This is a genomic window from Butyricimonas sp. DFI.6.44, assembly GCF_022132345.1.
Lineage (GTDB): Bacteria > Bacteroidota > Bacteroidia > Bacteroidales > Marinifilaceae > Butyricimonas > Butyricimonas muris.
The window spans coordinates 88605-106924 of the sequence record NZ_JAKNJD010000010.1 but is presented as its reverse complement, the minus strand read 5'-3'; the positions used below and the strand labels follow the sequence as shown (position 1 = coordinate 106924).

The 18320-nt window shown below is 44.6% G+C and carries 14 protein-coding genes; 12 read left to right on the top strand and 2 right to left on the bottom strand.

Annotated elements, in window-relative coordinates; all coding sequences use genetic code 11:
- The first annotated feature begins 2 nt into the window (after positions 1-2).
- Genes L0M98_RS14695 through L0M98_RS14685 form a run of 3 tightly spaced genes read left to right on the top strand, consistent with a single transcriptional unit; the run spans position 3 to position 2882 of the window.
- Positions 3-1187, top strand: coding sequence for a SpoIIE family protein phosphatase (locus tag L0M98_RS14695; protein WP_227216782.1), 1185 nt, complete (start codon positions 3-5; stop codon positions 1185-1187).
- A gap of 29 nt (positions 1188-1216) precedes the next feature.
- A complete protein-coding gene (locus L0M98_RS14690) occupies positions 1217-1471 on the top strand; it encodes a hypothetical protein (RefSeq protein WP_186978308.1) in 255 nt (84 codons plus the stop codon).
- A complete protein-coding gene (locus tag L0M98_RS14685; RefSeq protein WP_227216783.1) occupies positions 1461-2882 on the top strand; it encodes a monomeric [FeFe] hydrogenase in 1422 nt (473 codons plus the stop codon). The genes L0M98_RS14690 and L0M98_RS14685 overlap by 11 nt, the downstream gene beginning before the upstream one ends.
- A 54-nt stretch (positions 2883-2936) precedes the next feature.
- Here the strand turns inward: L0M98_RS14685 and L0M98_RS14680 are convergent, their stop codons facing one another.
- Positions 2937-4325, bottom strand: a complete 1389-nt coding sequence (locus L0M98_RS14680; protein WP_227216821.1) for a Gfo/Idh/MocA family protein — start codon at positions 4323-4325, stop codon at positions 2937-2939.
- A gap of 350 nt (positions 4326-4675) precedes the next feature.
- Between L0M98_RS14680 and L0M98_RS14675 the strand changes: the two genes are divergently transcribed.
- Both L0M98_RS14675 and L0M98_RS14670 read left to right on the top strand, forming a co-directional pair.
- Positions 4676-6418, top strand: coding sequence for a hypothetical protein (locus tag L0M98_RS14675; protein ID WP_227216784.1), 1743 nt, complete (start codon positions 4676-4678; stop codon positions 6416-6418).
- A gap of 402 nt (positions 6419-6820) precedes the next feature.
- The gene (locus L0M98_RS14670) at positions 6821-7789 is read left to right on the top strand and encodes a glycosyltransferase (protein WP_227216785.1); all 969 of its coding nucleotides are present in this window, start codon (positions 6821-6823) and stop codon (positions 7787-7789) included.
- 157 nt (positions 7790-7946) lie between these two features.
- On the opposite strand, the gene L0M98_RS14665 is transcribed toward L0M98_RS14670, so the two are convergent.
- A complete protein-coding gene (locus tag L0M98_RS14665; protein ID WP_099294313.1) occupies positions 7947-8366 on the bottom strand; it encodes a helix-turn-helix domain-containing protein in 420 nt (139 codons plus the stop codon).
- Between the two features lie 734 nt (positions 8367-9100).
- Between L0M98_RS14665 and glpA the strand changes: the two genes are divergently transcribed.
- The 7 genes from glpA to L0M98_RS14630 all read left to right on the top strand — a co-directional run bounded on the left by glpA (position 9101) and on the right by L0M98_RS14630 (position 18101).
- Entirely contained in the window at positions 9101-10726 is a 1626-nt protein-coding gene (gene glpA, locus L0M98_RS14660; protein ID WP_227216786.1) for an anaerobic glycerol-3-phosphate dehydrogenase subunit A, read from the top strand.
- Between the two features lie 2 nt (positions 10727-10728).
- Positions 10729-11997: a glycerol-3-phosphate dehydrogenase subunit GlpB gene (gene glpB, locus L0M98_RS14655; protein WP_227216787.1), complete on the top strand. Its 1269-nt coding sequence runs from the start codon at positions 10729-10731 to the stop codon at positions 11995-11997.
- Positions 11994-13211: an anaerobic glycerol-3-phosphate dehydrogenase subunit GlpC gene (gene glpC / locus L0M98_RS14650; RefSeq protein WP_227216788.1), complete on the top strand. Its 1218-nt coding sequence runs from the start codon at positions 11994-11996 to the stop codon at positions 13209-13211. The genes glpB and glpC overlap by 4 nt, the downstream gene beginning before the upstream one ends.
- A 333-nt stretch (positions 13212-13544) precedes the next feature.
- Positions 13545-14945: a phosphoglycerate transporter protein PgtP gene (pgtP, locus tag L0M98_RS14645; RefSeq protein ID WP_099294319.1), complete on the top strand. Its 1401-nt coding sequence runs from the start codon at positions 13545-13547 to the stop codon at positions 14943-14945.
- An 8-nt stretch (positions 14946-14953) separates the two neighbouring features.
- On the top strand, positions 14954-15895 hold the full coding sequence (locus tag L0M98_RS14640; RefSeq protein WP_186978343.1) for an HAD family hydrolase: 942 nt from the start codon (positions 14954-14956) through the stop codon (positions 15893-15895).
- Positions 15896-15939: 44 nt separating this feature from the next.
- Entirely contained in the window at positions 15940-17091 is a 1152-nt protein-coding gene (locus L0M98_RS14635) for a porin (protein WP_099294322.1), read from the top strand.
- Positions 17092-17132: 41 nt separating this feature from the next.
- A complete protein-coding gene (locus L0M98_RS14630) occupies positions 17133-18101 on the top strand; it encodes a hypothetical protein (RefSeq protein ID WP_099294324.1) in 969 nt (322 codons plus the stop codon).
- Positions 18102-18320: the final 219 nt, after the last annotated feature.

Sequence of the window (18320 nt, the reverse complement as noted above, 5' to 3'; positions counted from 1 at the left end):
TTTTGAGAAATAACGGTAATTTCATCGAGGTTGACTTCTTCCAGAAGAACAAAGCAGGCAATGTTGTTTGCGGGGATTGTTTCATGTCGCAGAAGTTAAAAGGCGAAGGACGCGTAATCAGCGTGTTGTCCGACGGGTTGGGCAGCGGGATCAAAGCCTGCGTGCTATCCACGATGACCGCTACCATGGCCATGAATTTCACCGCCATGAACGAAAGCATCCTGCGTACTTCGACTTCTATCATGAACACCTTACCCAAGGATATGGTGCGCAAGATCAGTTACTCCACGTTCTGTATCTGTGATATCGACTGTTTCGGAAGCGTGAAGATCATCGAGTACGAGACTCCCTCGTACTACCTTTACCGTAACGGCTCATTCGTGAACATACACAAGGAAAAGATCCCCGTGGAACGCGAAGATTTAGAAAACACATGCCTGTGGATTTCCGAATTTACACTGGAAAAAGAGGATCGAATCATCTTCTTCAGTGACGGAGTCTCGCAATCCGGAATGGGTTCCCACAAAATGCCTTTCGGGTGGGAAGACGGCGTTAAAGATTATATTGCCGGTTTAATAGAACACTATAATGATATATCAGCCAAGGAACTCGCGCATAAAATCGTGAGTCAGGCAGAAAAAAACGACGGGTATTCACTGAAAGACGACACGAGTTGTTGTGTCATCTACATGCGGAAACCCCGGAACCTACTTGTATGTACAGGTCCTCCCTACGACGAGAAAAATGACAAATACCTTGCCAACCGGGTACGGGAATTTCAAGGTAAGAAAATTCTCTGCGGGGGAACGACAGCTACCATCCTTTCACGGGAACTAGGGGCAAGCATGGAAGTAGATATGAATATCGTGGACAAGGAACTCCCTCCCATTTCCAAAATGGAAGGAATCGATTTGGTCACGGAAGGTATCCTCACGCTCGGGAAAGTGGAACGCATCCTGACCGCCGGAGATATAGACAAACGCCGTGAAGCCGGACCGGCCGAAATGGTGGTAAAAATGTTGTTGAATAGCGATAAGATCACGCTACTCGTGGGAACCCGTATCAACACGGCGCACCAAGATCCCAATCTACCTGTAGAATTAGAGATCCGGAGAAACGTGGTCAAAAAAATAAAATTTTTATTGGAGACAAAGTATCTGAAAGATGTAGAGATTATGTATATTTAGGGGCAAAATTCAAAAAAATGGCTCACATTATGGAAAAAGTAAATTTAAAAATATGCGTAGGCACCATGTGTTATGTTATGGGCGGCGCTGAATTGAGAGACGTTATTGAATCTCTTCCCCACAATATTATCGAACATCTGAACGTTAGCTATTCTCCATGCCTCGGGTGCAGTAAAGGCGAAGAAGCACCCCCGTTTATAGAGATAAACGGCAAACGAGTCGCCGGCGTTAGTAAAAATAGTTTAATACGAATTATAAAAGAGGAACTTAGAGATGTTGTATGACAATTTTGCAATGCTCACGAAACGTGAGCTACTGATTAGAATTGTAAAACTTTTAAAAGAAAAGAATTTAGTAGACGGCGTGAAGTACATCCCGGTGGAAATGCGTCCAAAAAATAAGCGACCGATAAAATGCTGCGTGCATAAGGATCGTTATATCTTGAAACACAAGATTATTTCAATTTTGGGTTTCGAGATCACGGACGAGGAAATCGACTTAATCCCGTTAGCTGAATTCGCGCAAAAAGCCTTGGACAACAAGAACACGAAAGAGAATATTCTTTCCGTGGTACACGAAGCTTGTAGCGCGTGTATGCAATCACAGTATTTCGTGACCAACATGTGCCGGGGTTGCGAGGGACGTCCCTGCCTGATGAACTGCCCGAAAGCAGCCATCTCCTTCAAAGGCGGCAAAGCATCTATCACACAGGAAGACTGCGTGAGTTGCGGACTTTGTGCCAAAGTGTGTCCCTACCACGCGATCGTGTACACTCCCGTACCTTGCGAGGAAGTATGTCCGGTAAAAGCAATCTCCAAAGGAGAAGACGGCACGGAACATATTGACAAAGATAAATGTATCTATTGCGGAAAGTGTATGCAAACCTGCCCGTACGGTGCCATCATGGAACGCTCCAAAATCATCGACGTGTACAAAGGCATCACGAACCCGGATAAAAAGATTATTGCCATCCCTGCCCCGGCTATCTATGGGCAGTTTAACGCTACCCCGGGACAGATTCTTGCAGCCATTAAAGCTATCGGATTCGACAAAGTAGTTGAAGTAGCTCTTGGTGCGGAAGACACTTCCCGCAACGAGGCTGCCGAATTCATGGAACGCATGCACGAGGGCAAACCTTTCATGACCACCTCATGCTGCCCGGCATACGTGGGCTGGGTAGACAAACACGCTCCCATGGTGAAACCGTTCGTTTCGGACACCCGTAGTCCCATGGTATACGCTGCCCGACGCGTAAAAGAACAATATCCTGACGCTGACGTTGTATTTATTGGTCCCTGTCTGGCAAAGCGCTACGAGGCAGAAATGTACGTTCCGGAAGTGGATTACGTGATGAGTTTCGAGGAACTCGGTGCGTTTATGGTCGCTTACGACATTGATGTAGAGAAATGCGAAGAATTACCGTTAAACCCGGAAGTAACGAAATACGCCCGCGGATACGCCCAAGCCGGAGGTGTTCGTGACGCTATCGTTCAAGCGGTAGGTAACGGTTATACCACCCTCTCGATCGAAGGATTAGATAAAAAGAACCAAACCTTGCTGAAAATGATGCCGAAGAAACCCGAAGCCCAATTCGTGGAAGTCATGGCTTGTGACGGCGGTTGCGTGAACGGTCCTTGTTCACTAGCCCCGCTGACGCTGGCAAAACGGCAGATAAAGAAGGCGTTGGATAAATAATAAAAAAATAACCCGAGCGTGACTCGGGTTATTTTTTTTATTTCAAATATGCATCTACTTCGCGAAAGCGTGACGATATCCCTTTATCTTATTCCAGCCGCCGCGGGTGAAATCCGGAATTGCCACGGGAGCACTATTGTTTTCCAGTGAAAGTGCGGTCAATTCACCAAGACAACACCATTCCGCCAAGTCATACACGTCCATATCCAACGGCAAACCGTTCTGCAAGCAATACACGAGGCGATAATCCATGATAAAATCCATGCCGCCGTGTCCGCCGACCTTCTTGGCTTGTTCTTCCAATTCCTTTTGAATGGGATGTTTGTATTTTTCCATCAAGGCTTTCTTCACTTCTTGCGGCACGAAACCGTGAGCGTTTAGATTCTCGTGATCCGGCATCACGTCCGAGGATACCTGCGAGGGTTGCAGGGCGTAGCCTTGTATCGGGTATTTATTGGCAAAACCTTTCGTACCTGTCAACTGGTACATCCGACTGTACGGACGGGGCGATGTCACGTTATGCTGCATCTGTATCGTTTTACCATTCTCCGTGTGAATTAACGTCACCGTGTGTTGCCCGTTCTTGAAATCCTTCACCTCTTCACCCGTCTTGTTTTTGATATACTCCGGTGCAGAAACAGCTTTCGTGTCCATGCAAACAAGATAATTCATCTTATCGCCGCGGTGAATATCCAGCAATTGACAAGCGGGCCCCATGCCGTGAGTGGCGTAAATATCCCCCCGGTGTTTCCGGTTGTAGTCCATACGCCAGTTATTCCAGTAATAAGCCCAGAACTCGTCAAGATTATGAATGTAAGCACCCTCGACGTAAAGTATTTCCCCGAAGACATCATGTTGCGCCATGTTCAACGTGGTCAACTCGAAGAAATCATACACGCAATTTTCCAACATCATGCAATGCAATTGCTTTTTCTCCGCCATGTTAATCAACGCCCAAATCTCCTCCATATTCATGGCGGCAGGAACCTCTATTGCCACGTGTTTACCGTGTTCCATCGCGTAAAGAGCCATCGGCGCGTGATGCAGCCAATCCGTGGCGATATACACCAAGTCAATGTCATCCCGTTCGCAAAGTTGCTTCCACGCATCTTCACTTCCCGAATAACCCGCCGCCTCCGGCAATCCGGCACGTCTCAATATCCCTTGCGTCTTATCCACCCGTCCGGGAACGATATCACAGAGAGCCACGACTTTTGTACCCGGTATATGCGTGAATCTTTCTACCGCTCCCGGTCCCCGCATCCCCAACCCGATAAACCCGACACGCACGGTATCCAACTTGGGAGTCACCAACCCCAGCACATCTTTCTGTCCCGCCGGACGTTCCGGCACGGGCACCTCGATAGGCATCACTTTTTGAGCCGCCTTCTTGTCCACTTTACAAGAACACAAGCAAAATAGTCCGCCCGAAAAAATTGCCATAGCAAATAATAAGGTCTTCATTACTCTTTTCATACAACAACACTTTAATATTTAAACACTGATTATATTCCTTCTTCTTCAAACACGCTCTAAAAGTAATAATAATCCTTTATAAATAATATAATCTATCACAAAATAATGCAGGTAATCAAACAACCAAAAACAACACACATTACACCTACATAGATATATTTCCGGAATTATTTTCTTAAATTTGTAAAAACCTATATTTATTACTTATGGATATCTCATTCGAATCTCAATTGGAAGTCTATCGATCATTATCCGGTCAGGCAAAACTTATCGTAGACATGTTAGCACACTCTTGTTGCCCTATCAACAGGAAGGATATGGAAAGTTTATTCCCTGACGTCACTTCCCCCCGTTCCGAAGTACACGCGACCTTCAAAAGGCTCCAACAGGCTAAAATTGTTTGGTATTGCATGGAAGGCGGAAGTACTGATGATTACTACACGTCTATGTTAGCTCTGGAATTAACCATTCTACTATTCCTGCAACAGGTAAAAGAGGGGCGCAATATCGAGCAAGAAGTCAGCACTCCACAATTCTGGGAAAAAGTAAATCGAACAGGACGCCCCACGAGAGAGAGGATACTAGCTATATTCTTTGATGTAAAATTACCGGATCACGACCATTTCCCGATCCCGCATTTTTATGAACAGCAACTTCTCAACACAGCCTCAAAGATGAAATCATCCTTTCATCTCGAAACAACATTTCCCGAAAAATACCTTATACGCCACTTCCGGGACATTGTCCGGCTACAAATCGAACAGATTCATCCTAACCCGTCCATCGCTTGTTGGTATGACCGATTTACCGTTATACACAAAAACTCCCCCCTCTTTCATGCCACCTTGCAAGATACACGGGCAATCCTAACACTCTTGCTTCCCGGCAAATCAGATCAAATTCCCGACAACGTAAATCCCGCTACCAGAGAGGGAGCATCCTTATTGGGAATGTACTACCTTTATCAAGGTGATTACTCGCGTGCCCTTCGATATTTTTCGGAAGGGGAATCAAATAAAACGATATTCGACGACTATCGCCCCACCCAATACCCCATATTCCTATTCGGTAAAGCCATGGCTTACCTACTAGATTCTAAAACATCTATCGATATCAATTCCCCGCTAAACATTCTCCCTCCCGACGACATTTTCGAACGGCTCGCGTGGGCAAACAAAATGAACAAAAGCCCGGAAGAAATCACTCGCTTACTACCGGCAGAAGGCTCTCTTCCCCCCTTGTCCCAATATCTACTGAACAGCATGAAACAATACCTCGGACTAGCCGTCGACGGTTCATTGACATTCCTCGAACATCAAGCCGCTAAACTAGGTTGGGACATTCCGTCTTTAGTAAACAAATGCTCATCGAGAGAAAACTCAGTATCTTTTAAACAAGATACCATACTAACGGGAAAATGGGAAAAAACATTTGCACCTCTCGCGGAACAAACATTCACACCAATCATTCAAAAAGATAGGATGAAAGAACTCTTAGCCACACGAACAAACACATTCCGGATCGCGTACTTTATACGCACATGGGGCAAACAACAGTGGATGATTGTCCCCAAGCTACAGAAAACAAAGGATGGAATCACATGGACATCCGGCATGCCTATCGCCGCGCCAAGACTCTTCGAAGGCTCCGTCCCCGACATGACCGATTGGGACTGTGAATTAGCCTACCCGAATCTTTCCAAAGAAGACAAGATAATTCTTCTCGCAGGACATCCTCACGTCTACAATGAAAAAGATGAACAAAGACGTTCCGTTCAAATCATAAAAATCAATCCCGCGATCTCGATACGACAAGATGACACGGGATATTGCATAACCACAAATCTTAAAAATTTTGCATCCCGACAAAAAATTCTTTGGGAACGAAATTTTCTGAAAGCCACGATTTATGAAATTACTCGCCAACAACACTACATTCTCTCTTGGCTAGACAAGTTTTCGCATTTGCCATTCGAAGCGCACGATGCACTGGTTGTCTTAATAAAACATCTACAAAAATCCGTCACCATATACACTGACATCGAAATCAATATAGAATAATACCGGATAGTCTGTCATTCACTTCTTAAATCTTTGCAATATGCAAAGATTTAAGAAACACCATGATGTAAACTCCGGTTTTCCGCCGAAGTCCGATTTATTTAGCCTACTATTTGTCAAATACCAAAAAATATCTATTTTTACATTATCATCTGAGCGTTTCAGATAGGAAATATTTTAAAGGCGTTTGTTTGGATTCTTATCTTTAGAATCTTAATTATTACAATGTTCTGTTTGGTGGACATGATATTGTATGTCGTGTATAATATACATTAAAAGGCGAATGAATTGTTTGCAACAGAACATTCCGCAAGATATAAAAGATAGATAAAACAAGTATCTCCACGCTTTTAACGGTTATAATTACCTTTTGGAGATAGAGGTAGAAACATGATATCAGACATGCAATTAATCTATCGTCTTCGTAGTGGAAAAAATCCGAAATGGATTTACTATATTCAAAACATGACTCGTTACGCAATCCCGCAAATCATACTCCGCAACCGTCGTGAAAAAATATTGAAAAAAGCCATGAAACGACCGGATTTCCCTTACATACAAGAACGTGTCGAGTATTATAACAAACTGTCAGAACCCGTGAAATTACCGGACACTTCTCCCCGTCTGGCAAATCACAAGTTCACCAAAAGGGAAAAACAATCCGTTTACTTCTTTGATACCTACGAATTCACCCGCTGGTTCCCGAAATCTCTAAAATGGCAACATTTGCCCGGTGATATCGTTCACGTTCCCGACTATCCGGCTATCGTGAAAAGCCGTCCCCTTCATCCCGATAATAAAAATTCGGTTCTATTGAATCTCGACAAGATACGCCATTTCGTTTTTCTCAAAGACACGATACCTTTCTCCGGAAAAAAGAATAAAATCATTTTTAGAGGCAAGGCAGGCTCGAAACCTCGCAGACAACAGTTCATTTCAAAGTTTATCGATCATCCCATGTGCGATGTCGGAGAAGTTGGCAGTAGTCCCAACATACCCGCGGAATGGAGAAAACCCAAAATAACACTACGCGATCATCTCGAGTACAAATTCATCATGGCACTCGAGGGGAATGACGTGGCAAGCAACTTGAAATGGGTAATGTATTCCAACTCCATCGCTGTAATGCCCAAACCTACTTGTGAAACTTGGTTCATGGAAGGTAAATTAATCCCCGATTATCACTATATTGAAATCAAGGAAGATTATTCCGACCTGATCGAGAAAGTTAATTATTACATCGAGCACGAGAATGAGGCTCTCGAAATTATAAAACACGCTCACGAGTACGTGGCACAATTCCGGAATAAAAAAAGAGAAAAACTAATTTCTCTATTTGTCATGGAAAAATACTTTGAAAAAACGAATTAAAAAACGGGAGATTACTATTTGAAATATTTTTCAAAAAAAATATATATCAAAGAGAATTTTTCCCGAGAAAAGACAAAAAAAATACTTCACGAATGCCCAAAAAACGATTTCAAATCCTTGTGGCACTCGTGAAGTATTATTCCAATATTATACTATCTCAAAATTTCTCGAGCAACTTCTCCAGAAGAGAAGCAAGTTTCCTTAACAACAGTTCATTTGTCGCAAGCAACATAGTCATCTGCTCATCCTTAGCCTTTAAAGAAGAAGCTTGTTTATCAACAATCGCCACCAGATGACGTGTCATTATACTATCATCCTCGCCGACTGAATCAACCCCTAAAGAATCATCATCAACCGCAACAACTTTACGGTATTTCTCGCCCTCGCCACTTACAAGCCAATTCCGGTTTACTCCCAGCAAGTGACTCAGCACCTCCAATTTTGTGGTATCAGGCTTCGTCTTGTTATTCAGGTAGTTTGAAATGGTAGTAGCCGACATGTTTAATGCCTTCGCCACACGGTATTTCGTGTAACCTTTCTCGTTCATCACCTCTTGCAATCTCTCGGAAAATGACATACCCTTTTATTTAGAATTAATTTAAATTTTATCTATTACCAAAAAATAATCCAATTTGATTTTGCATTCTTCCAAATTTGTATTACCTTTGTGTATCGTTTGTTACAAATATAGCGATTATTGGTAAAATCCCCAAGCAATTGGGGTATGTTAATCGGTTGGTGATGTGAGAAGACAAAGATATTTATCCCGTTAATGTTCTTTGTCTTCTCCTTTTATTTATCAAGCCCGCTCCTCACAGACTCCCACAAACAATCAGATAAAGTCAGTTTCAAGTCGGCTTGTTCTACCGTTGTTGAATCGTTGTTCTCTTTTTCTACAACCGTTCCGAAACGGCACAACATCAATTCAACAACATAAGTAAATCAATACCCCCTCTCGAACACACCCCTATTGTAGATTAAATACCGACACTCTTGTCACTACTAGCACATCACTTATTCAACACTTGCCACACAAATCATACAAGATAAATTTTACTTGATCTAACCACAGTTTTCTACCACCTTTAATTCACATCTAGTATTTACCAACAATAATTTATTTTTCCCATACCTTATATATATAGTAAAAGAGATTTCATTTTTCCTCATTCAAGAGTATTTGAAAGCTATTCAAAACACGAAACGGAACTTGCTCTTTCATTTACTTTCGTTTTTAGGTGATTTTATTGCGATATTATTTTGTTTTCTTTCGTTTTATTCTTTCCTTTGCGATAATAAAATCTTTTGGACATGACACAGCACGAGACAACAAAACCATTTGATGTAATCATCATCGGCGGCGGCGCGACAGGAGCCGGCACTGCCAGAGATTGTTCCCGCAGGGGACTGCGGGTGCTTTTGGTTGAAAGATTCGATATTTCCACCGGAGCCACGGGACGCAATCACGGGCTGTTGCATAGCGGCGCTCGCTATGCGGTAACCGACAAAGAATCCGCGGAAGAATGTATCAAAGAAAATATGATTCTTCGTAAAATCGCCAGCCACTGCGTGGAAGAAACCGACGGACTCTTCCTCACCCTTCCCGAAGATGACATAAATTACCAGTCCAAATTTGTTGACGCCTGCAGGCAAGCAGGTATTCGGGCTGACGTGATCGATCCGAAAGAAGCTTTAAAGATGGAACCTTCCGCCAATCCCGATATCATTGGAGCGGTAAGAGTTCCGGACGGAGCGGTCGACCCGTTCCGCCTGACAGCATCCAATATCATGGATGCGAAACTACACGGTGCCACCGTGCTGACTTATCACGAGGTCACGGAACTCATCCGCGAGCAAGACCGCATCACGGGCATCAAAGTCCTTGACCACAAAACGAAAGAAACAAAATCCTATTACGGCTCCGTCGTTGTCAACGCCGGGGGTATATGGGGACACAATATAGCCAAACTGGCCGGAATCAATATCAACATGCTACCCGCCAAGGGAGCCTTGTTGATTTTCGGGCACCGGGTAAACAACATCGTGCTGAACAGATGCCGCAAGCCCGCCGACGCCGATATTCTCGTGCCGGGCGATACCATCTGCCTTATCGGAACAACTTCCAGCAAAGTACCTTACGAGGAAGTGGACAACATGTACGTCACCCCGGAAGAAGTGGACTTACTATTGCGGGAAGGAGAAAAATTATCCCCGCTACTGGCACAAACCCGCATCCTAAGAGCGTACGCGGGAGTCCGACCGCTAGTTGCATCAGACGATGATCCCAGCGGAAGAAACGTAAGCCGGGGTATCGTGCTACTGGACCACGCGAAGAGAGACGGGCTGGAAGGCCTTATCACCATCACGGGCGGAAAGCTCATGACCTACCGGTTGATGTCCGAATGGACGACCGACTTGGTTTGCAAGAAACTAAACGTTTCAACCCCTTGCACCACCGCCACGGAAAAATTACCCGGCTCCAGAGGAAATGCCGAAGAAACAAGTAAAAAAATCATATCCGTTCCGCTCGCGCAACGCAACGCCACAATCAACCGCCACGGGGAGATGGCAGACAAGTTCTCAGGGAATACCGCCTTGGACAACAGCTTGATCTGCGAATGCGAAGAAGTATCCGTGGGAGAAGCGAAGTACGCCTTGAACGAGTTGGATGTAAACAATCTGGTTGACTTGCGAAGAAGAACCCGCGTGGGAATGGGCACTTGCCAAGGAGAACTCTGTGCCTGCCGAGCCGCCGGATTAATGAGCAACATGAAAAAAGCCTGCACGAAAAGAGCGAAATCAGACCTTACCTCTTTCTTGAACGAGAGATGGAAAGGCATGGCACCCATCGCGTGGGGCGATACATTACGTGAAAGTGAATACACCGCGTGGATATACGAAGCCGTATGCGGGCTAACATCATCTTCAAAAGAATAATTATGAAATTCGATACCATTATCATCGGTGGCGGTCTGTCCGGCTTAATTTCCGGGATACAATTGTCCAAGCAAGGACAACGCTGTGTCATTATTTCTTCCGGGCAAAGCGCCTTGCATTTCTCTTCCGGTTCTTTTGATTTACTAAACGCGCTACCGGACGGGAAAAGCGTGAACAAACCGCTGGAAGCAATCGGAGAATTGATCGAGCAAGCACCCGCGCATCCTTACGCGAAGCTGGGAATAAGCAAGTTCGCGCAATTGACCGAAGAAGCGGAAACCTTCCTGCAAGACACGGGCATCCCGATAAAAGGAAAAGCAGAACAAAATCACTACCGAGTAACCCCGATGGGTACGTTAAAACCGACATGGCTAACCTTGGAAGATCATTTGCAAGGCGAAAACGCGAACCGGATTCAATGGAAGAAAGTCGGGATTTTCAACGTGACGGGATTTCTTGATTTCTATACCCAGTTCATTGTTGACGAACTGGCAAAAATAGGTACGACATGTACCACCCACTTGATTAATTTTCCCGCCTTGGAGCGTTTACGGAAAAACCCGACAGAAATGCGTTCCGTGAATATCGCCAGAGTGTTTGACAACCAAGACAACCTGAACGAATTAGTTCGCCAAATCAAGGCGGAACACGGAGATTGCGAAATCATCGCGTTACCCGCTATCGTGGGATTAAGCCGGAAAGACGCTTTAGCCTATCTTCAAAAAGAAATCGGGAAGCCGGTTTATATACTGCCAACCCTCCCCCCTTCCGTGCCGGGCATCCAAGTACAACAACAACTGCGCGCCCGCTTCCAAGAGGTCGGCGGCGTTTTCATGCTGGGCGACATTGTCCTGCGGGCAGAGAAAGAGGGTGACCGGATCACCCGGGTTTACACGAACAATCACGGGGATATCCCGTTCACGGGCAAAAACGTGATTCTAGCGACAGGAAGTTATTTCAGCCAAGGACTGATTGCCGATCCGGAACGGGTTTACGAACCAATCTTCAATCTGGACGTCACTTACTTCCGAAATCGCGAACAATGGTATAGCCGGGATGCGTTCGAGGCTCAACCCTATCAGACTTTCGGGGTAAAAACCGACAAAGATTTCCGGGGGATGCAAAATGGCAAACCGATAGAAAACCTTTACGTGTCCGGAGCCATACTGGAAGGCTTCAACGCGATAAAAGAGGGATGCGGGGCGGGAGTCTCCATCTTAAGCGCATTGTATGTAGCAGACAGAATTTCAAGTAAACAGGAGATGTTATGAATCTACAACAACACAATATAAGCGATAATAATTTCGAGCAATGTATCAAATGTACCGTGTGTACCGTTTACTGCCCGGTGGCAGCCGTCAACCCGGATTACCCGGGTCCCAAACAAGCGGGACCGGACGGGGAACGCCTGCGTTTGAAGAAATTCAATTTCTATGACGAATCTCTGAAATATTGCATTAATTGCAAGCGATGCGAGGTGGCATGCCCCTCGAACGTGAGAATAGGCGACATCATACAGTCCGCACGCATCAAGTACAGCGAGAAGAAACCCACGCTACGCGATTTCATCCTAGCGAACACGGATCTGGTGGGGACGTTATCAACCCCGTTCGCCCCGATTGTAAACACCACGCTGGGATTAAAACCCGTGAAAGCCATCCTTGACGGCGTGATGAAGATCGACCACCGCCGCACGTTCCCGAAATACTCGTTCGGCACATTCGAGGGGTGGTACAAAAAACAGGCTGAAAAGCAAGCCGCCTACCCGAAGCAGGTCAGCTACTTCCACGGTTGTTACGCGAACTACAACAACCCGCAACTGGGAAAAGACCTCGTGAAAGTAATGAACGCTCTCGGCATCGGGGTACAATTGCTCGAGAAAGAAAAATGCTGCGGGGTCGCGTTAATTTCTAACGGCTTTATCAATCAGGCAAAAAAACAAGCCAAAACAAACATAGCTTCGATTCGAAAGTCCGTCATCGATAAAAACATTCCGGTGATAGCCACCTCGTCAACCTGCACGTTCACCATCAGGGACGAGTATCCCCATCTATTGGACGTCAAAAACGACGATGTCAGAGACCGGATAGAATTAGCCACACGCTACATCTATCGGTTACTTGGCCAAAAAGATTTGAAATTGAATTTCAAGCAAGGAGAAAAACTCAAAGTAGCTTACCACACTCCTTGCCACATGGAGAAACTGGGTTGGTCTTATTATTCGATAGAACTGTTAAAACTTATCCCCAACATCGAATTAACCATTCTCGATTCACAATGTTGCGGGATAGCAGGAACTTACGGCTTCAAGAAAGAGAATTACAAGACCTCACAAGATATCGGTGCTTCCTTGTTCAATCAAATCGAAAGTTGCGGTATCGATATCGTTGCTACCGATTGCGAAACTTGCAAATGGCAAATCGAAATGTCCACGACCAAGCGGTGCGAACATCCTATATCAATATTAGCCAATGCTTTAGAATGATATAAATATTATCACCAGCGGGGTAAACTAATCTTTTTCAAAAAGAAATAAAAATAAAATCAAAAGAGAAACGTAATTTTATTGAAAATTATTTTGATTTAAAAATCAATATCCCTAATTTTGTTGTGAATTGAAAGAGATTAGTTTCGAAATAGAAAGAAAACGTTTTCGAATACATTCGATAAAAAAAACATTGAGAATTAAATACAATTGCAATGAATCAAAGAAAAAACATACTAAAATGCCCTATTTAGGGTTGCGATGAAACTTTTTAAGATTTATTACGTATAAAGGTGTGTCTAAATTAATAATTATAACATAAAATCTAATAACATGTGGAACTTTTTGAAACCAGCGCCATTCAAAACCCAGTTACCCGAGGGTGAGATTGATTCTACGTACAAGCGCATGCGTTGGCAGGTATTCATCGGTATTTTCGTTGGATATGCCGGCTATTACATTGTGCGAAAGAACTTTTCAATGGCGATGCCATTTTTGACAGATCCTGACGGTCCTTACGGCTTCGAGAAAGGCTCGTTAAGTATCGTGTTAGCTCTAAACGCTGTTGCTTACGCCTTATCCAAGTTCTTGATGGGTAGTGTTTCCGACCGAAGCAACGCGCGCGTATTCCTACCTTTAGGATTGGTTCTAGCCGCGTTATCCATGATGTTCATGGCAGTCCCGATTGAACTATTCGGGGCGGGTACCATCTCCATCGTGATTATGGCGGTACTAAACTTCCTCGTGGGGTGGTTCAACGGAATGGGATGGCCTCCTTGCGGACGCGTGATGACACACTGGTTTTCCGTGAAGGAACGGGGCACGAAGATGTCTATCTGGAATTGCGCCCATAACGTGGGTGGCGCTCTTGTCGGCCCGATGGCCGTGTACGGAGCCATGTGGTTCGGTTCTTGGTTCTACGGGGCTGACAGCACAAAATACTTCATTATAGGTACTTACATATTCCCCGCGGCAGTAGCTTTGCTAATCGCTCTAATCGCTTACGTTATGATTCGCGACACGCCACAATCCTGCGGGTTGCCCACCATCGAGAAATGGCGTAACGATTACCCGAAAAATTATAGCGAGAAACAGGAAGAAGTCCTCACCACGAAAGAAATCTTCTTCAAATACGTGCTTAATAACAAAATGTTATGGTTCATCGCCATCGCTAACGCTTTCGTTTACATGGTTCGCTACGGTTGTCTTGACTGGGCTCCCACCTATTTGAAAGAGGCACAAGGCTACGATATCAAAGAAGCCGGATGGGCATATTTCGCTTACGAGTTTGCCGCTATACCGGGCACGCTTGTTTGCGGTTGGTTGAGTGACTACGTGTTCAAGGGGCGTCGGGCAATCACAACGATCATCTTCATGGCGCTTGTAGCGGTATTCATTTTCTTCTATTGGCATTTCTCCGACAACTATACAATCGTGACGCTATCTCTGATTGCCATCGGGTTCTTCATCTACGGACCGGTGATGCTTATCGGTGTGCAGGCTCTTGACCTTGCTCCCAAGAACGCGGCGGGAACATCTGCCGGGCTAACGGGTTTCTTCGGGTATTTCTTCGGAACCGCGATTCTGGCAAACGTCGTGATGGGTTATGTCTCTGAAAGTTCGTTCGGTTGGGATGGAACATTTATATTATTGCTGATAGCGTGCGCTTTATCAATAGTATTTGTCAGCTTTACTTACAAGGAAGAACAATATTTGGTTAACAACAAAAAGTAATAACAAACATGAAAAAGAAGCTCGTAACGAGTAGCGTTATCATTCTGGTAATGCTATTCTTCACCCCTTATATCTCCGCGCAAACCTATCGCGAGATCAAGGGATGGTCAAAAGAGATTAACGATCGCATTGAAACATTCTTGAACACGACCTTAACCATGAATACCCGCAAAGTTGCCGTGTTCGACGGGGACGGCACCGTGTTCGGGCAAGTTCCTCATTATCTGGCAGACGAAGCACTGTATCGTTACGCCGACAAATATTACAAGGGCAAGAATGACAAAGTGTCAAAGGAAAAAATGGCTATTTTGAACCGCATGGTGAAAAACGGCGACAACGTGGGTAAAGTGTACGTTGAAGACCGTGCCCATTTTCTCGCGGGAATGACTCCCGAAGCCGTGGCAACCTTGGGTTACGATTGTTACGTGGAATCATACCAAGGAAAATTCTACCCGGAAATGAAACAGCTTATCGCGAATTTGAAAGAATACGGATTTGAAGTATGGATATTGACAGCTTCTCCCGAGTTTTTATACCAAAAATTCTTATCAGAGGAATTGGGAATCCCTGACGTGAATATTCTCGGGATGAAGTCTGTCGTTGTCGACGGGGTGCTGACAAACGAAATCGTGCTGCCGATCCCGCAAGACGACGGGAAAGCCAATGTCATCCCGACATTTATCAAAACCCGCCCGCTGGTAGTGGGTGGCAATAGCCGCGGGGACATGGACATGCTGAATCAATCCTGCGGTTTAAAAATAGTGATCAACCCGGACGACAAAACCGTCCGCGGCGAGGAAGACGGTCCGATGCACGGTTACACGGTGAAAGGATACTGGGAAAAAGAGGGGGCGCTTATCGTGAACTGCAACGACACCAGAGATCCGAAAGTACGCTTCCACACGGGAGAATGGGGAATAAGAGAGAACGCGGCTAATCCGAAAAAGTAATTCCGAGAAGAATATAATTTGTATGAACTTAATTTAACATTGTTATGAAAAAAAGTTATTTATTGAACGTGTTAATGCTGTGTTGTGCCCTTTTCGTATGCACATCTACATGGGCTAAGGCCGAGAACGACCAAACCCCTGCCACAACTGAAGGGACTGCCCAAACAAATGACGGGGATCTTACTCAAAAAGTAAATAAACTCCTTTCACTACTACCGAAATTTTCCGGTTACATCCAAACCGGTTACAACTGGGGTGACAAAAACGGCGACAACAGATCATCTTTCCAATTGAAACGTATGCGTTTGATCATCGACAAGCAAGTGTCAAAAACATTTGACTTCCGCGCACAATTGGAATGTTTCTCCGGTTCTACCGACGGAACCGCTTACTCGAAGAAAGTAATCACGGTTATGGATGCGTTCATTAACGCGCATATCACGAAAGGACTACACTTCCGCGCGGGTCAATACTATTTGCCGCTTGGCTTCGAGAACTATGACATTTCCCCCGCGACATTGGAAACAGTAGATTTCTCTAATATTTGCTACCGCATGGTATGCCGTAATGCTGTTTCAACTCCCAACCTTATCGACTACGGTCGTGACCTCGGTATCATGGCTTATGGAGATTTCCTACCGAGCAAAGACAAGAAATTCAACTACTTGAGCTATCAAGTATCTTTGAGCAACGGTTATCTTCCCACGTTGAACGACGACAACAAATCTAAAGATATCATTGGTCGTATCACCGTTCGTCCCATCGAGAAATTGCGTATCATCGGTTGCTACAACTGGGGTGAATACAAACAACTCAATGCAGGACAAGTAGTAGGAAATTATCAAGCCATGAACCGCGTTATCACCGGTGCTTGGTATTATGATCCGAACGGTCTTGACCTTCGTGCAGAATACGGTCATATCAAGAGTGACGATGCCGATGTTGACGAAGACGGTTTCTACTTCCTCGCCGCTTACAAGATCGGTAAATTCTTGCCGGTAGCCCGTTTTGACATGTATCGCGACAAAACGAACAAGACTTCTGCCAACAACAAGGACAATTACCTGATCGGTTGTACTTACGAGCCTATCAAGGATGTTAAGTTCCAAGTGAATTACATCTTGTCCGACTACACGGACAAAGTTGACAAAGGCACTGGCAACAGTTTGCAAATCATGTGTTTGCTTAAATTCTAATATAAAGTAAACCTTTATTAATAACCTAAATATTTTTGATTATGAATAAGTTATTATTTGTTGTGGCATTGCTTTTAGCAAGTATGGCCGTAAACGCTCAACATCTTGGCTCCGAGTATCGCTTGAAAAAAGTTATTCCCGTGGCAGGACGTCAAGGAATTGCTATCGACAGCAACTATTACTATGTATCCGATACTAAAGTTCTTTACAAATACGATAAGCATGGTAATCTTATCATGAAGAACGATCAACCGTTCCAGAATCCCGAAATCGCCAACCACTTCGGTGATATCGACATTTATAACGGGGAAATCTATTGCGGTATCGAGAAATTCGAATACGGACGCGGTTACAACATTGCCGTATCTATCTATGACGCGGAAACGTTGAAATGGAAACGCGACCTGCCTTGGTCACCGGAATCGGGACAAGTAGAGGTATCAGGTCTTGCCGTTGACCGCGAGAAAAACATGGTTTGGATGTCCGACTGGGTGGATAGCCGTTACGTGTATTGCTACAGCCTTGAAACAGGACAATACTATACCAAGATGCAATGCCGCCCGACCCCGTACTGGTGTCAAGGTATTTTCATCGCTGACGGTAAAATGCTTTTCACTTCAGATGACGGTGAATCATTATACAATATTCCTGACAACATTTACATTGCCGACATCTCTGAAGTACACTTCACCGGATTGCAGGACGGAACTGAAGTTGTTAAGGACACCCCTTTCAGCGTGAAACTTGACAAAAAAGGGAAACCCGTAATGCGTACAGGCAAAATTGCCGGCGGAGCGAAAGCCGGAAGAGTTGAATTATTCCGCGAGATGAGTGATTTCCGCCGCGCCGGAGAGATCGAAGGTCTTTCTATCGACCCGGTAAATGACGACCTCGTGGTATTGAACAACCGTGGTACCCTGATCGTTCTCGGTATGTCACAAGGTCCGTTCAAAGATGAAGGTTACACCGGAGAAATTCACGAACTTTACATCTACGAAAAAGTAAAATAGTTTTCGGGTTCAATAATTTCAAACAACGGGAGACTGTCCGACACGCTCGGGCAGTCTTCTTTTTTTTACGCCGGTCCTGTTTTCCTCTCTTTTTCGAGATCAATTTCTGCCCTGTTCAGTTATCTTCTAAGAATTAATTATAATCATACCATATAGTTCAGTATTATCAAATTTTATTTAATTCCAATTAATTTTCTATTTCTATACCTTTATAATAGG

Coding starts and splice junctions, on each gene's coding strand:
- L0M98_RS14690 (WP_186978308.1), top strand. CDS start 1,217: ATGGAAAAAGTAAATTTAAAAATATGCGTAGGCACCATGTGTTATGTT.
- L0M98_RS14685 (WP_227216783.1), top strand. CDS start 1,461: ATGTTGTATGACAATTTTGCAATGCTCACGAAACGTGAGCTACTGATT.
- L0M98_RS14680 (WP_227216821.1), bottom strand. CDS start 4,325: ATGGCAATTTTTTCGGGCGGACTATTTTGCTTGTGTTCTTGTAAAGTG.
- L0M98_RS14675 (WP_227216784.1), top strand. CDS start 4,676: ATGGAAAGTTTATTCCCTGACGTCACTTCCCCCCGTTCCGAAGTACAC.
- L0M98_RS14670 (WP_227216785.1), top strand. CDS start 6,821: ATGCAATTAATCTATCGTCTTCGTAGTGGAAAAAATCCGAAATGGATT.
- L0M98_RS14665 (WP_099294313.1), bottom strand. CDS start 8,366: ATGTCATTTTCCGAGAGATTGCAAGAGGTGATGAACGAGAAAGGTTAC.
- glpA (WP_227216786.1), top strand. CDS start 9,101: ATGACACAGCACGAGACAACAAAACCATTTGATGTAATCATCATCGGC.
- glpB (WP_227216787.1), top strand. CDS start 10,729: ATGAAATTCGATACCATTATCATCGGTGGCGGTCTGTCCGGCTTAATT.
- glpC (WP_227216788.1), top strand. CDS start 11,994: ATGAATCTACAACAACACAATATAAGCGATAATAATTTCGAGCAATGT.
- pgtP (WP_099294319.1), top strand. CDS start 13,545: ATGTGGAACTTTTTGAAACCAGCGCCATTCAAAACCCAGTTACCCGAG.
- L0M98_RS14640 (WP_186978343.1), top strand. CDS start 14,954: ATGAAAAAGAAGCTCGTAACGAGTAGCGTTATCATTCTGGTAATGCTA.
- L0M98_RS14635 (WP_099294322.1), top strand. CDS start 15,940: ATGAAAAAAAGTTATTTATTGAACGTGTTAATGCTGTGTTGTGCCCTT.
- L0M98_RS14630 (WP_099294324.1), top strand. CDS start 17,133: ATGAATAAGTTATTATTTGTTGTGGCATTGCTTTTAGCAAGTATGGCC.